Genomic DNA, 15048 nt, shown 5'->3' on the forward strand with positions numbered 1-15048 from the left:
ATGCTGGAACTCAAGGCCGAGCCGTTGACGCCCAAGGCGTTCATGCCCTTCGGCGAGGTGATCGACGTGCGTACCTCGGATTCCTTTGCCATCAACTCGGGGTTGACCCAGCGTCATCACGATCTGGCCACCGTCGAGACCCTGGGCCAGAACGCCCGGGCGCTGATCAGCATCTTCGTCAGCCAGCCAATCAAGACGCCGTTGGAACTCAGCTTTCTGGAGCGCCACCCCCAAGGCAGTCAGGCTTTCATGCCGCTGCACGAGGAGCGTTTCATCATCGTGGTGGCGCCCCGGGGTGAAAAGATTGACCCAGGTCAGGTGCGCGCCTTCGTCACCGATGGTCGCCAGGGGGTGAATTATCATGCCGGCACCTGGCACGCCATTCAGTCCGTGCTGGAGCGGGAAGGTGAATTCCTGGTGGTGGATCGCGGCGGCGATGGCAACAACTGCGACGAATATCCCATCGATCTGCGCATCACTCTCGACGAGTGATTTAGAGTATCTATCCAGACCTCCTATGATGATGGGCGCGGGGGCAAGGCGTAGCGAGGGTCTTTTGCCAGGGAAGGCAAAAGTAGCGCCCAGGGACGGGTTTACAGCGCCCTCGCGAAGGCTTGCCCCCGGGTAGCCCATCTGCCTCCAGGCGGTAGAAAAACTTGGCATCACTTTTTTAAATAGAGGCCACCCTATGACCACTCGTAGTTACTACGCCCCCAAGGGGGGCTTGCCACCCCAGACCCAAATGACCGCAGATCGTGCGGTGTTCACCGAAGCCTATGCGGTGATTCCAAAAGGTGTCATGCGGGACATCGTCACCAGTTTCCTGCCCTTCTGGGACAAGACCCGGCTATGGGTGCTGGCACGTCCGCTGTCCGGTTTCGCCGAAACGTTCTCCCAATACATCATGGAAGTTCAGCCTGGCGGCGGTAGCGACAAGCCGGAGCCGGATGCCGGCGCCGAGGCGGTACTTTTCATAGTGGAAGGCGAGCTGACCCTGATGCTGGCGGGTGAAAAATACATCATGCATCCTGGCGGCTACGCCTTCATTCCGCCCGCCAGCGATTGGCAGGTGCGTAACGATGGCGACGCGCCGGCACGCTTTCACTGGATTCGCAAGGCCTATGAGTACGTCGACGGCATCGAGCCGCCGGAGGCTTCGTCACCAATGAGCAGGATATCGAACCGGCGGCGATGCCGGACACCAATGGCGCCTGGGCGACCACCCGTTTCGTCGATCCGATGGATCTGCGCCACGACATGCACGTGACCATCGTTACCTTCCAGCCCGGCGGCGTCATTCCCTTCGATGAAACCCACATCATGGAGCATGGCCTGTACGTGCTCGAAGGCAAGGCGGTCTATCACCTGAACCAGGATTGGGTCGAGGTGGAAGCCGGCGATTTCATGTGGCTGCGCGCCTTCTGCCCCCAGGCCTGCTACGCCGGTGGACCGGGCCCGTTCCGCTACCTGCTGTACAAAGATGTCAATCGCCATCCCAAGCTCAATGCGTCTTCTGCTTACCGCGGTCGCTAAAGTTCCGATGGATGACCTTTCCATTCATATCAGCCGGCGAACCTTCGCCGGCTTTTTGATAGGGCGTTATTCAAACATGCTTATGTTCATCAAAACACCGAAAATAACGTCTTAAAACATGAGCTTATAATTTTAATCGTGCATTTGACGTTTTATCCTCAGCAAGATTTCAACCTTCTCTGAATATTTTGTGGAAATACATTCCATAAAATATTGACAGATGGCTTGGCGGCGCCTAACGTGAAGGCAAGAACAATTTCCATGTCTCTCCAGGAGAAGCCGTCATGGCCAAAATGACCGCAGCAGAAGCCGCCATTCACGTCCTCAAGAAAGAAGGTGTCGACGTCACTTTCGGTGTGCCCGGCGCCGCCATCAATCCGTTTTACGCTGCCATGCGTAAAGTCGGTGGTGTCGATCACGTTCTCGCCCGCCACGTCGAGGGCGCCTCTCACATGGCGGAAGGCTATACCCGTACCAAGGCCGGCAATATCGGGGTGTGTCTAGGCACCTCCGGCCCGGCGGGCACCGATATGGTGACCGGCCTTTACTCCGCCACCGGCGATTCCATTCCGATTTTGTGCGTTACCGGTCAGGCGCCCCGGGGCAAGCTGCACAAGGAAGACTTCCAGGCGGTGGATATTCAGGCCATCGCCGGCCCGGTTACCAAGTGGTCGATCACCGTGCTCGAGCCAGCTCAGGTACCCCGTGCCTTCCAGCAGGCGTTTCAGATCATGCGCTCCTCCCGCCCGGGTCCGGTGCTGCTCGATCTACCCATCGATGTCCAGATGAGCGAGATCGAGTTCGATCCGGATACCTACGAGCCGCTGCCCGCCTACAAGCCGTCCGCCTCTCGTGCCCAGATCGAAAAAGCGCTGACCATGCTCAACGAGTCTGATAAGCCCCTGCTTGTCTCCGGTGGTGGCGTTATCAACGCGGATGCCAGCGACTTGTTGACGGAGTTTGCCGAGATTACCGGCGTGCCGGTCATTCCGACCCTGATGGGTTGGGGCAGCATTCCAGACGATCACAAGCTGATGGCGGGTATGGTGGGTCTGCAGACCTCCCATCGCTATGGCAACGCCACGCTGCTGGCATCTGATTTCGTGATGGGCATCGGCAACCGCTGGGCCAATCGTCACACCGGTGACGTCTCGACCTACACCAAGGGCCGCAAGTTCGTCCACGTGGATATCGAGCCCTTCCAGATCGGTCGCATCTTCGGACCGGACTACGGTATCGTCTCCGACGCCAAGGCGGCGCTCGAGCTGTTCGTCGAGATTGCCAAAGAGTGGAAGGACGCGGGCAAGTTGAAGGATCGCTCGAGTTGGGCCGAGGAGTGCCAGGAGCGCAAGCGCACCCTGCTGCGCAAGACCCACTTCGACAACATTCCGATCAAGCCGCAGCGCGTCTATGAAGAGATGAACAAGGCTTTCGGCAAGAACACGCGATACATCAGCACCATTGGGCTATCTCAGATTGCCGGCGCTCAGTTCCTGCACGTCTACAAGCCGCGTCACTGGATCAACTGCGGTCAGGCAGGCCCCCTGGGCTGGACCATCCCTGCCGCCATCGGCGTGCGCCGGGCGGACCCGGATGCCAACGTGGTGGCCCTGTCCGGCGACTACGACTTCCAGTTCATGATCGAGGAGCTGGCGGTTGGCGCCCAGTTCAAGCTGCCCTACATCCACGTGCTGGTGAACAACTCCTATCTGGGACTGATTCGCCAGGCCCAGCGCGGCTTCGACATGGATTACTGTGTCCAGCTATCCTTCAAGAACATCAACTACACTGACGAGCAGGCGGATCTGGCGGAATACGGCGTCGATCATGTCTCCGTCGTGGAAGGGCTGGGCTGCAAGGCGCTGCGGGTGACCGACCCTAGCGAGATCGCCGCTGCCTTCGAACAGGCTCAAGAGCTGATCAAGGAGCATCAGGTGCCGGTGGTGGTGGAGATCATTCTCGAGCGGGTGACCAACATCTCCATGGGCACCGACCTTGGCGGTATCAACGAGTTCGAAGAGCTGGCCGAGAATGCGGCGGATGCGCCAAGCTCCATTGCCTCGCTGACCTGATCCTTTGCCCCGCTGTCGGCCATGGCCGATGGCGGGGCCTGTCACGCATGACGTTATTCACGTAAAGCGCCATTCAAATAAAGCGCCATTCACGTAAAGGAGGACAAAATGCCCAAGTTTGCTGCCAACCTCAGCATGCTGTTCACCGAGGAAGAGTTTCTCGATCGTTTCGATGCCGCCGCCAAGACGGGATTCAAGGGCGTCGAGTATCTCTTTCCCTATGATTACACGACGGATGAGGTCAAAAAGCGTCTTGACGACAATGGCCTGACCCAGGTGCTGTTCAATCTGCCCGCGGGGGATTGGGGCGGCGGCGATCGTGGTATCGCCTGCGATCCGAGCCGGGTCGAGGAGTTTCGTAGCGGTGTCGATAAGGCCATCGAGTACGCCAAGGCGCTGGACTGCAAGCAGGTCAACTGCCTGGCTGGCATCAAGCCCGAGAGCGTCAGCGACGCGGATGCCCACAAGACCCTGGCGGACAATCTACGCTTCGCCGCGGACAAGCTCGAGCAGGCGGGCATCCTGCTGATCGCCGAGCCGATCAACACCCGGGACATTCCGGGCTTCTTCCTCAACCGTACCGAGCAGGCCCTGGCGCTGTTCGACGAGGTAGGCTCGAACAATCTGAAGCTGCAGTACGACATCTATCACATGCAGATCATGGAAGGCGATCTCGCCCCGACCATCGAGAAGCACTTTGATCGTATTGCCCACGTGCAGCTGGCGGACAACCCCGGGCGCCATGAGCCCGGTACCGGTGAGATCAACTACCCGTTCCTGTTCGAGCATCTCGATCGCCTTGGTTACGCGGGCTGGATCGGCTGCGAGTACAAGCCTGCTGCCGGTACCAAGGAAGGGTTGGGTTGGCTCGACGGCATCCGCTGAGTTCCGTGACACACTAATCGAGTAGGAGAATGACATGAGCAAGATCGGATTCATTGGCCTGGGTATCATGGGCCGCCCCATGGCAGGGCATCTTCTGGACGCCGGCCATGAGCTGGTGACCGTCAAGCGCGACAAGCCCCTGGCCAGCGAACTGGCGGACAAGGGCATGAAGGAACTCGACGATCCCAAGGCGGTCGCCGAGCAGTCCGAGATCATCATCACCATGGTGCCGGATACCCCGGACGTGGAGCATGTGCTGTTCGCCGAGGATGGCGTCATCCATGGCTTGCAGAAGGGCGCGCTGGTCATCGACATGAGCTCCATCGCGCCGATCCCCACCCAGGAATTCGCCAAGCGCATCAAGGATGCCGGCGGTGACTACGTCGACGCCCCGGTTTCCGGCGGTGAAGGTGGCGCCATCAATGCAGCGCTCACCATCATGGTCGGCGCCAGTCAGGACGCCTTCGAGCGTGCCAAGCCGATTCTCGAAGTGATGGGCAAGACCATCACATTGATCGGTGAAAACGGCGCGGGCCAGACCTGCAAGGTCGCCAACCAGATCGTCGTGGCCCTGACCATCGAAGCCGTCGCCGAAGGCCTGCTGTTCGCTTCCAAGGCCGGCGCCGACGTCAACAAGGTACGCGAATCTCTGCTCGGCGGCCTGGCCCAGTCGAAGATTCTCGATGTGCACGGCGAGCGCATGATAAGCCGCAACTTTGAGCCAGGCTTCAAGGTCAAGCTGCACCAGAAGGATCTGAACCTGGCTCTGGAAGGCGCACGCACCCTGGATCTGGCGCTGCCCGGTACCGCCAACGCCCAGCAGTTGCTGCAGGCCTGCGTAGCCAACGGCGGCGCCGAGTGGGATCATTCCGGTATCTTACGCTCGCTGGAGAAGCTGGCGGATCATGAGGTCGGCAAGTAACCGGCAGACGATCCGCTGCGCTCGCGGCGATCGGGGGCCAGATGGTCCTGGCACCTTCGTGCCATAAACGCCGGCGGCCGCTATTGCGCGTCCGCCGGTTTTTTGTAGGCTACTTGTAGATCAAAAAGAGGTGGCGCCATGAGCACCAATGTTTCTCTTGACGATCGTGACGCGGCGCGGGACTGGTTGACGCGTCTTGGCTACTCCGCGATCGCCGCCGTACATCCCGCCAATCTTCTGCCGGACCAGCTGCCGGAACCGCCCAAGGGGTGTACCGTCGTGATAGGGGCCGGCAAGGCTGCCGCCGCCATGGCCAAGGCTCTGGAGGAGGCCTGGCAGACCAGAACACCCGAGGCCGAACTCTCGGGTCTGGTGGTGACCCGCTACAATCATGGGGAGACCTGTCAGCGTATCGAAGTGCTTGAAGCCTCGCACCCTATGCCAGATACCCTTGGCGAACAGGCGGCCAAGCGCATGCTGGAGGCGGTTAGCGAGCTTACCGAGGACGATCTGGTCATCTCGTTGATCTCCGGAGGCGGTTCGGCGCTGATGACATTGCCGGCCCCGGGCTTGACCCTTGAACACAAGCAGACGCTTTCCAAAGCGCTTTTGCGCAGCGGCGCGACGATTCGCGAAATCAATACCGTGCGCCGCCATCTCTCGGCGATCAAGGGCGGTCGTCTGGCCGCTGCCGCCCACCCGGCCCGGGTGGTGACCTATCTGATCTCCGATGTGCCCGGTGACGATCCCACCTTGATCGCTTCAGGCCCGACCTTGCCGGATGATTCCACCCCCGCGGATGCGCTGGCGATCCTCGAGGCGCGGGGTATCGAAATCGCGAATGGCGTGCGTGAGCATCTGTCCGGTAATCACAGCGCACCTCATCGGGACGATCCGGATTTCAATCGCGATGAGCATGTAGTGCTGGCCAAGGCGGCGGATGCACTGCAGGCGGCACAAAAGCAGGCCGAAGAGGCCGGGGTCGAGGTACGCCTGCTGGGCGACGACCTGGAAGGCGAGGCTCGAGAGCTAGGCCGCGATCATGCGACGATGGCGCTCAAGGCACAGAAAGAGACCACGCAACCACTCTTGATTCTCTCCGGCGGCGAGACCAGTGTTACCGTACGCGGCGACGGCCGAGGCGGCCGCAACGTCGAATATTTGCTGGGCCTCTATGAGGCGCTGGCTGGGGCCGAGGATATTTACGCGCTTGCCATCGATACCGACGGCATCGACGGGTCCGAAGACAACGCCGGAGCGCTGATCGGTCCTGATACCTGGCAACGCGCCCAGGAAAGACAGCTCACGGCGGGGGATTACTTGGCACGCAACGATGCCTACAGCTTTTTTGAGGCGCTCGATGAGCTGATAGTGACCGGCCCCACCCGTACCAACGTCAACGATTTTCGCGCCATTCTGGTGCTACCGAGGAACTCATGAATCCGATGCCGCACGCTCCTATCCGCCGCACCAAGATCGTCGCGACCCTGGGTCCTGCCAGCGACCGCGACGGTGTGCTCGACGCTCTGATCAAAGGCGGCGTCGACGTGGTGCGGCTCAACTTCTCCCACGGCAGCCCCGAGGATCATCGCAAACGCCTGCTGGCGGTACGTGAAGCGGCGGAGCGCCATGGCCGTACCGTGGCCGCCCTGGGCGATCTGCAAGGCCCGAAGATTCGTATCGCGCGTTTCGCCAACAGCCCGGTGGAGCTAGAAGAAGGCCAGTCGTTCATCATCGACATGTCTCTGGAGCGGGACGCCGGCAACGCGGAGCAGGTAGGCTGCGATTACAAGACCCTGGCGGAGGATGTCTCTGCTGGCGATGTATTGCTGCTCGATGACGGTCGTCTGGAACTGGTGGTCGACAAGGTCGAGCATCCCCGAGTGCATACCACCGTGCGAGTCGGCGGCAAGCTTTCCAACAACAAGGGCATCAACAAGCAGGGCGGCGGGCTTTCGGCGGCGGCGCTGACCGACAAGGATCGGGAGGATCTCAAGACCGCCATCGACATTGGCGTCGACTATCTGGCGGTCTCCTTCCCGCGCAATGCGGCGGACATGCAGCTGGCCCGGGAACTGCTCGGTGAAGACGGCAAGGATATCGGCCTGGTGGCCAAGATCGAGCGGGCCGAAGCGGTAGGCGACGAGCAGACCCTGGACGACATCATCCGCGCCTCCGAGGCGGTGATGGTGGCCCGGGGCGACCTTGGCGTAGAGATTGGCGACGCCCAACTGATCGGTATACAGAAGCGCATCATCCAGCGTGCCAGGACCCTCAACCGGGCGGTCATCACCGCCACCCAGATGATGGAGTCGATGATCACCTCGCCGTTGCCGACCCGGGCGGAGGTGTTCGATGTCGCAAACGCGGTGCTCGATGGCACCGACGCGGTGATGCTGTCCGCCGAAACCGCTGCCGGCGACTATCCCGTGGAAACCATCGAGGCCATGAAGCGCCTGTGCCTGGGCGCGGAGCGCGAGCGTGCCGCCCAGGAGTCCGGTCATCGCATTCATGAAGGCTTCTCCCGCATCGACGAAACCGTGGCGCTATCGGCCATGTATGCCGCCAACCACCTGACCGGGGTCGCTGCCATCGCCAGCATGACCTCCAGTGGTTACACCCCGCTGATCGCCTCGCGCATTCGCTCCGGGCTGCCCATCGTCGGCTTGGCCCACAATCCCATCGCTCAGCGGCGCATGGCCTTGTACCGCGGCGTGGTGTCGCTGCCCTTCGATACCAGCGACATGGCCGCGGACGAACTGGACGCTCGAGCGCTGGAACTGCTCGAAAAGCATGGGCTGGTCAGCCAGGGCGACGAAGTGATTCTGACCCGGGGCGATCACATGAATGCCCACGGTGGCACCAATACCATGAAGATCCTGCAGGCCTAATGAGGTAATCAAGCCATAGGTTTAACGAAGAGGATGAACGCTTATTTTCCTTAAGCGTCGCAAATTGCGGCGATCACCTTACCGGTATGCTGTACGTGCTCAACAAGCAATTGCCGGGCACGTGCAGTGTCCCGGGCTTTGAGTGCCTCGAGAATGCCGCGGTGCTCACTGGCCGACTCATGCCAGCGCCCGAACTTGCCCAGCGCCAGATAGCGCGCTCTTTCCAGACGACCCAAAAGCCGCTGATGGGTTTCAGTAAGGACCGGATTTTTGGCTCCGGCCACCAGCAGTGAATGGATGCGCTGATTCAACTCGAAGTAACGATTCAGATCGCCTTTGTCGACGAGTCGCTCAAGTCTTTCCTGCATGACCTCGAGGCGGTTGATCTCGGTATTGGTCATGCGCTGCGCTGCCAGGCCGATGGCCATGCTCTCGAGGCCGGCCTCCACTTCGAACAGATATTCCAGTTCCTGTGCGTCTATCGGGGCGACCACGGCGTTTCTATGGCGTCGAAGGATCACCAGCCCTTCAGCGGCCAATTGCTTTATGGCCTCACGCAGCGGCGTGCGCGAGATGTCCAGCAATTCGCAGAGTTCCGGTTCCGCTAGGCGCTCGTTAGGCTTGAGTTCGCCCCGCACGATCATGAGATGCAGGGCTTGATGAGCCTGTTCCGCCAGGGATGTGGTTCGGATGCGCTGGCGTGACGAGGCGCCGGAGGGCGCTCCGGCTTGCCCGCCCTGCGCTGTGTATGACGGATCGTCGGCCATCATGTGAGCACTCTTAGGCACTTTGTGCTCATCGGTTGAACTCCCTTCTTGGCTCGGATAGCGACCGCGAATCAAGCCTAGCGTCTAGGCTGATCGGTTGGATCGACGAACACTCTCGGCTCACCGCGACTGGAGGCGCTGGCGTCCAGTTCCTGACGCAGCGCTTCTTGCGCTTTTTCGGAGGGCTGCGTTTCGGCATTGGCGTCCGTCGCCGGCAGGATATAGTCATTGACGATATCGCGAAAGATGCGCACGTTCTTGGCATGCCGCAGACCACCTTCGATAGGCAGCATGCTGGTCACGACCACGACCGTATCGCGTTTGGGTAGCATGGTGATGAACTGTCCCTTGAAGCCCATCATGGTCAGGCTGGGCTCGGTGTCCACGATGTGGTTGATCCATAGGTAATAGCCGAAGTCACGCGCTGCCTGAGGTGTGCTCATCTTGTCGATCCAGGCAGCGGGCACGAGTTGCCGGCCTTGCCACTGGCCTTTATCGATGATCAGCATGCCCAGCTTGGCCATATCGACAGGACGCAGACGCAGCCCCCAGCCCGCCGAGACCAGGCCCTGATCGTCGGCCCGCGTCCAGGCATAGTTCTGCATGTTCAGCGGCTCGAGCAGCTTTTCCTTGGCGTATTGCTCGATCGGCATGCCCGCCGCCGCGCTGAGCACGGCGGACGCAAAAATCGGATTGACGTCGGTGTACTCGAATTCGCTACCGGGGGAGAAGCGGGTATCCGTGCCGGCGACCAGCTTCAAGCGATCCGGTGAGCCGTAGTAGATCGGATCGTCCTCGGGATCGAAATCGTAGGCCAGACCCGAAGACATCGACAGAACGTGGCGCAGCTGTATCTTGTCCTTGTCGGCCACTTGCTGAGCGAGATCCGTTCGGTACTCGGCGATGATCGAGGCGATATCGTCATCGAGGCTGATGCGCCCTTCCTCGACCAGCATGCCGGCCAAAAGAGACACGATTGTCTTGGTGACGGAATAGAGCTCGTAGTTGTAATCTCGCGTCAGCTCGTTTGTGTAGCGCTCAAAGATCAGTTGGCCGTCCTTGACCACCAGCAGGCTGCGGACATCGTAGTTTTCCTCGCGCAGCCATTGGGATAGTTGTATCAAGGGTCTCGAATCGACCCCCTGACTTTCCGGGGTGGCCGTGGGTAGATCGGCTGCCTCCTTCTTTTGTGCTTGTTCCTCGGCCAAGGCACTAATACTGGGAAGTGCCAACAGCCCGGTCAGCAGCAACGGTTTGATGAAGCGAGAAAGTCCGCCCGCCGGGTGATGGGCAGCATCTGTTGTGGAACGCCTTGCTAACGCTACGATACTTTTCATGGGAACCTCGTCGTTGTCGACTACTTGTTGTTGTATGCGCACGGAAAAGTTGAGGTAAAAAGCGTTTTTTCAATCGAGTGGTTGACGCCCCACCAGCCTGGCGAGTGCCGACGTGAGTCCGTGACAGGGCTTGTCCGGCGGCTGGGTGTAGCTGCCGGCTGTCGGTGCGGTGCTTGCCATATCTACCATGGCCTGGGCCTGGATCAAGGCGCAGGTCACGCCATCGATGGCGGGCACCGGCATTTGTTCGGCCACGGAACGTGCCAGACCCGCCAAAGGCGCGCCGGCCAGGATCAGCACGTCGGCACCGTCTTCTTCCACGGCGCGACGACCCAGCTCGACCAGGCGCTCGCCCTGATTCTCCTGCACGCGACCGATATGCTGCAGCGGCTCGTCCAGGGCACGAATGCTCGCCAATCGCCCCTCAAGACCGTAGGACGCAATACACTCGCGATACCAGGCCTGAATGCGTTGGGAGATGGCGATGACGGAAAAACGCCCGCCTTGCTGGCAGGCCGTCATTACCGCCGCCTCAGTCATGCCCACTACGGGAATCGGCAGGATTTCGCGCAAAGCGATGAGGCCAGGATCGCCAAAGGCAGCGACCACCACGGCGTCGTATTTAGTGTACTCGTCGGCGGCGATCTGGAGGGCAGCATAGCCACCGATTAAGGCCTCGGCGCGGGTCTCGATATAGGCCACGCCGAAGGGCGCGGTGGCCATGGTTAGCTCATTGTCGGGACGAAGGCTTCGAGAGGCTTCTGCCTCGATTAAACGGGTTACGTCTTGAGAAATATTGGGGTTGATCACCAGCAGTTTCATGGCATGTTCCTTGAAGCAAGAATCAGGCGTCCAGTGGCAACGCTTGCGCGCGATACCACTGAAAGAGCAGGTTGGAGAGTCGATCCAGGGTGGGGGCTAATAGCCGAGAACCCCGGGAAGCCAGGTCACGATGCCCGGGAACAGCATGCACAGGCCCAGCACCACGTACTGAAAGACGATGAATGGCCAGGCACTTTTCATCAGTTCGTTAAGACTGATGTTCGAAATACCGCACATCACGAACAGCAGCACCCCGACCGGCGGCGTCATCATGCCCACCACCAGGTTCATGACGAACAGGAACCCGAACAGTAAGGGATCGATGCCGTAGGCCAGGGCAATGGGCGCCAGCAACGGTACCAGCATGATATAGGCGGCATTGGACTCGATGAACATTCCCACCAGAATCAGCAATCCCATCACCAGCAGCAAGAAGGTCGTGGGATCGGACGTGACGTCTTGTAGCCAGCTGCTCAGCAGGATGGGCACCAGATCGATGGTGAAGGCAAAGGTCATGGTCGAGGCAAAGGCGATCAAGGCACCCACCATGGCGGCAGTCACCGCAGCGTTGAACATCGCCTTGGGCAAATCGGAGAGATGCAGCTGGCGGGTGACGAAGAATCCCATCAATAGTGCATAGATCACGGCGATGGCCGCCCCTTCGGTGGCGGTGAAAGCGCCGCCGACGATGCCGCCGACGACGACGATCGGCATCAGCAGGATGGGCAGGGCGCGCCAGGTCTGCAGCAGAATATGCTTCAGTCCCAGATTACCGCCGCTCAGCGGATAGCCTCGGCGCGCGGAAATGAACGAGGCCAAGCCCATGAAGCCGACCGCCAGAATGATGCCGGGTACGATACCAGCCATGAAGAGCCCACCGACGGACACGCTCGATCCCGCCATCAGCGCATAGACGATCATCGCGTTACTGGGGGGGATGATGGCGCCTAGGTTGGCGGCGGAGGCCACCACGGCGCTGCTGTAGCCGGTGCCGTACTTTTCACGCATCGACGGCACCAGCGCACTGCCCAAGGCGCTGGCGCTGGCGACGGCAGCGCCGCTGACCGCGGCCAGGATCATGCCGGCGACGATGGCGACATGGGCTAGGCCGCCGTGTACGCGGCCGATTAGCGAGTTAGCGAAGTCCACCAGGCGCTGCAGAATACCGGCGGCCACCATTAGCTCACCGGCCAGCATGAACAAGGGAATGGCCATCAACGGGAAGTTATCGATGGAGTGCATCATGCGCTGGGGCATGACCGCAAAGTCCATGCCGCCGACATAGAGCCCGACCAAGGAGGCAAGACCCAGCGCGAAGGCCAGCGGCATACGCAGCAAGGCAAATGTCAGGAATGTGAGCACGATAGAGAGTGTCATGAGGTCTCCCCCTCTCGGCTGGCCGCCGGTGCGCTGGGCAGCGGTTCGACCTGCCATATCTGCGCGATCAGGTGCAGCAGGCTATGTCCGGCGCTGATCAGTACGGCGATATAGAACACGGCGGCGGTCACCGGGATCGTCGGCATCAGCTGCTGCCATTTGTCCCCGATCGCCCCCAGGGACAGCCAGAACAGCGCGGCCATCACCAGGGCGCTAGCCAGGGCCATCAGGCGGGCGAGTTGTTTTTGGGCATTCACCGGCAACAAGCCGGCCAGGGCATCGATACCCACATGAATGCCTATCTTGATGCCATGCGGAATGGCCAGAAAGATCGTCCAGACGAAGAACAGCCGGGACAGCTCATCGGCGGAATCGATCGATGTTCCCAGGATGTAGCGCGCAAATACCTGTGCCGCTACGAGCAGCGTCATCAGGCCCATGGTGAGTATGACGAGGTAGTAAGACGTGCGGTCGATGGCCAGCATCATCACCAGAAAGCGGCGTTGTATCGAGCTGGAGGCGTGCGCCTCCAGCCAGGGAGCACGAGGCTTCACTTGTTCAGCTCCGCCTGCACGCTTTCCACCGCATCCGCGCCGATCTTGTCTTTCAGTTCCTTGACGACGCCTTGAGTCGCTTCACGCAGCTGGTCGCGCGTCTCAGTGGAAAGCGAGCTGAATTCCATGCCCCGGTCGATCAACGTCTGACGGGCGGCGTCGGCTTCTTCTGCGGCCTTGTTGCGCTGCCATTCGACGGCCTTTTCCATCGATCCCTGCACCGCTTGTTGCTGCTCGTCCGTCAGGTTGTTGAAGGCATCCCGATTGGCGACGACGACGATGTAGTCATAGAAGTGGCGGGTATCGGAGAGATATTTCTGTACTTCATCCAGACGGCGAGTCGCAATGACGCTGTAAGGATTTTCCTGACCGTCCAGCACTCCCTGCTGCAGGGCCCCGTAGACTTCCTTGATATCCATGGAAACCGGATTGGCGCCTAGCGCCCGGAAAGTATCGAGATGGGTCTGGTTGGGCTGCAGGCGAATCTTCAAACCGTCAAAGTCTTCCAAGGATTCGATTGGCCTGATGTTATTGGTCACATTGCGAAAGCCAAGCTCCATATAGCCCAGCGCCACAAAGCCCTTCTCGGCGAGTTTTTCATCGAGCATATCACCAACTTCGCCGTCGATAACCCGAAAAGCATCCTCACGACTATCGAAGGCAAAGGGCAGGCTCAGTGCCTCGAGTTCCGGCACGATGCGCGATAGATATGCGATTCCTATCCAGGTGCCCATGATCGCACCGGCGCTAACCTGATCGATGTTTTCGCCGGCACCTCCTAATTGCATACCCGGGAACAGTTGGGCAGTGAGGTCGTCATCGGTACGGCTGGCCAACTCTTCCTTGAAGATTTCCATGGCTTTGCTGCTGGAGTGATCGGCGGGAAAGTTACCGCCAAAGCGCAGCGTCTCGGCGTTGGCTATCGACGGCATGCTGAGTCCAAGAGCTATCAGCAGGGTAGAGCAGTATCGCGTTAGGCAGGTTGCTGTCATGGTGGTTTCTCTCGCTATGTTGTTGTCGATACGCCGAGACGAAATTCCGCAAGGCGTTTAGAAAACATAAGTCAAGATATGAAAAAACACAAAATACAAAATACTATTTTTTATTTTATTCAATAAAAACAAAATCTTAATTTTTAAATTTATACATTGTTTTGCAATTCTTGAATGATGGCATCACCGGTCTTGCGCATATGTAGACGCATGGCGATCGAAAGCATATCGCCGTCACGAGATTCGAGCGCCGCAAGGATATGTTCGTGTTCTCGAGCAGATTCTTTCCAGCGTCCTAAGTACATATTGGCGGCATAGCGAGCGCGAGCAATTCTCAAAGTTAGCGAGCCCTCGAATTCGAGTAGTACACTATTGTCCGCAATCTCGGTAAGGCGTCGATGGATTTGCTGATTGATCTTGAAATATTTCACGCGTTCATGGCGCTGGTAATGTCCCATCATGCGCTGATGTAGGGAGCGAATCTCCTCTATATCGGTCTCCTTGGCGCGGGACGCGATGAGGCGGCCCGACAGTCCTTCAAGCACTACCATGACCTCGAAGAGGTCGACGACTTCCTGTGGATCGATTTCGGTGACCTTGGCACCGCGATTGGGTAGAAGCTCAATCAATCCTTCCCTGGCCAGTACCTTGAGCGCCTCGCGCAGGGGCGTGCGTGACACATCGAATGTGTCACAAAGCTGCTTTTCCGAGATACGACTGCCCGGGGACAGCTCGCCCTCTAATATCATCTCGCGTAGATGTTGCGTGACGATTTCAAAAAGCGAGAGCCGTTCCATAGGCGACGCGCGCGTCGCGCTGTCATCGAGCGTGTTTGGCGTAACCCTGTTGAAAACGTCGTCCATGGCAGCGGTTCCTCATTGAAATACGGTTCATTT

Annotated in this window: 13 protein-coding genes and 1 pseudogene; 7 read left to right on the forward strand and 7 right to left on the reverse strand. The window is 59.6% G+C overall.

Annotated features, from left to right (window positions below; translation table 11 throughout):
• The 7 genes and pseudogenes from CH74_RS09120 (at position 1) to pyk (ending at position 8303) form a co-directional block, all read left to right on the forward strand.
• Complete coding sequence (locus tag CH74_RS09120) at positions 1-492, forward strand: ureidoglycolate lyase (protein ID WP_048307149.1); 492 nt, start codon at positions 1-3, stop codon at positions 490-492.
• 196 nt (positions 493-688) lie between these two features.
• Positions 689-1533: pseudogene (locus CH74_RS09125) on the forward strand (bifunctional allantoicase/(S)-ureidoglycine aminohydrolase).
• A 284-nt stretch (positions 1534-1817) separates the two neighbouring features.
• Positions 1818-3605: a glyoxylate carboligase gene (gene gcl, locus CH74_RS09130; protein WP_048307150.1), complete on the forward strand. Its 1788-nt coding sequence runs from the start codon at positions 1818-1820 to the stop codon at positions 3603-3605.
• 108 nt (positions 3606-3713) lie between these two features.
• Positions 3714-4490, forward strand: a complete 777-nt coding sequence (hyi, locus tag CH74_RS09135) for a hydroxypyruvate isomerase (protein WP_048307151.1) — start codon at positions 3714-3716, stop codon at positions 4488-4490.
• Between the two features lie 34 nt (positions 4491-4524).
• A complete protein-coding gene (locus tag CH74_RS09140; protein WP_048307152.1) occupies positions 4525-5412 on the forward strand; it encodes a 2-hydroxy-3-oxopropionate reductase in 888 nt (295 codons plus the stop codon).
• A gap of 138 nt (positions 5413-5550) precedes the next feature.
• Positions 5551-6852: a glycerate kinase gene (locus CH74_RS09145; protein ID WP_048307153.1), complete on the forward strand. Its 1302-nt coding sequence runs from the start codon at positions 5551-5553 to the stop codon at positions 6850-6852.
• On the forward strand, positions 6849-8303 hold the full coding sequence (gene pyk / locus CH74_RS09150) for a pyruvate kinase (RefSeq protein WP_048307154.1): 1455 nt from the start codon (positions 6849-6851) through the stop codon (positions 8301-8303). Before CH74_RS09145 ends, pyk begins: the two co-directional genes overlap by 4 nt.
• Positions 8304-8353: 50 nt before the next feature.
• On the opposite strand, the gene CH74_RS09155 is transcribed toward pyk, so the two are convergent.
• From CH74_RS09155 to CH74_RS09185, 7 genes are all read right to left on the reverse strand, one after another.
• Positions 8354-9073 carry a GntR family transcriptional regulator gene (locus tag CH74_RS09155; RefSeq protein WP_172656322.1) on the reverse strand — a complete coding sequence of 240 codons (720 nt, stop codon included), beginning with the start codon at positions 9071-9073 and terminating at the stop codon, positions 8354-8356.
• A 74-nt stretch (positions 9074-9147) separates the two neighbouring features.
• Positions 9148-10407: a serine hydrolase gene (locus tag CH74_RS09160; protein ID WP_082140356.1), complete on the reverse strand. Its 1260-nt coding sequence runs from the start codon at positions 10405-10407 to the stop codon at positions 9148-9150.
• Between the two features lie 69 nt (positions 10408-10476).
• Positions 10477-11229, reverse strand: coding sequence for an aspartate/glutamate racemase family protein (locus tag CH74_RS09165; RefSeq protein WP_048307155.1), 753 nt, complete (start codon positions 11227-11229; stop codon positions 10477-10479).
• Positions 11230-11325: 96 nt separating this feature from the next.
• Positions 11326-12606 (reverse strand): TRAP transporter large permease, encoded by a 1281-nt coding sequence (locus tag CH74_RS09170; RefSeq protein WP_048307156.1) that lies wholly within the window; start codon positions 12604-12606, stop codon positions 11326-11328.
• Entirely contained in the window at positions 12603-13160 is a 558-nt protein-coding gene (locus CH74_RS09175; RefSeq protein ID WP_048307157.1) for a TRAP transporter small permease, read from the reverse strand. The genes CH74_RS09170 and CH74_RS09175 overlap by 4 nt, the downstream gene beginning before the upstream one ends.
• Complete coding sequence (locus CH74_RS09180) at positions 13157-14092, reverse strand: TRAP transporter substrate-binding protein (RefSeq protein ID WP_253273018.1); 936 nt, start codon at positions 14090-14092, stop codon at positions 13157-13159. The genes CH74_RS09175 and CH74_RS09180 overlap by 4 nt, the downstream gene beginning before the upstream one ends.
• 209 nt (positions 14093-14301) lie before the next feature.
• Positions 14302-15015 carry a GntR family transcriptional regulator gene (locus tag CH74_RS09185; protein ID WP_048307159.1) on the reverse strand — a complete coding sequence of 238 codons (714 nt, stop codon included), beginning with the start codon at positions 15013-15015 and terminating at the stop codon, positions 14302-14304.
• Positions 15016-15048 lie beyond the last annotated feature (33 nt).

This window comes from Halomonas sp. PR-M31 (assembly GCF_001039575.1).
In the GTDB taxonomy this organism is placed as follows: domain Bacteria; phylum Pseudomonadota; class Gammaproteobacteria; order Pseudomonadales; family Halomonadaceae; genus Modicisalibacter.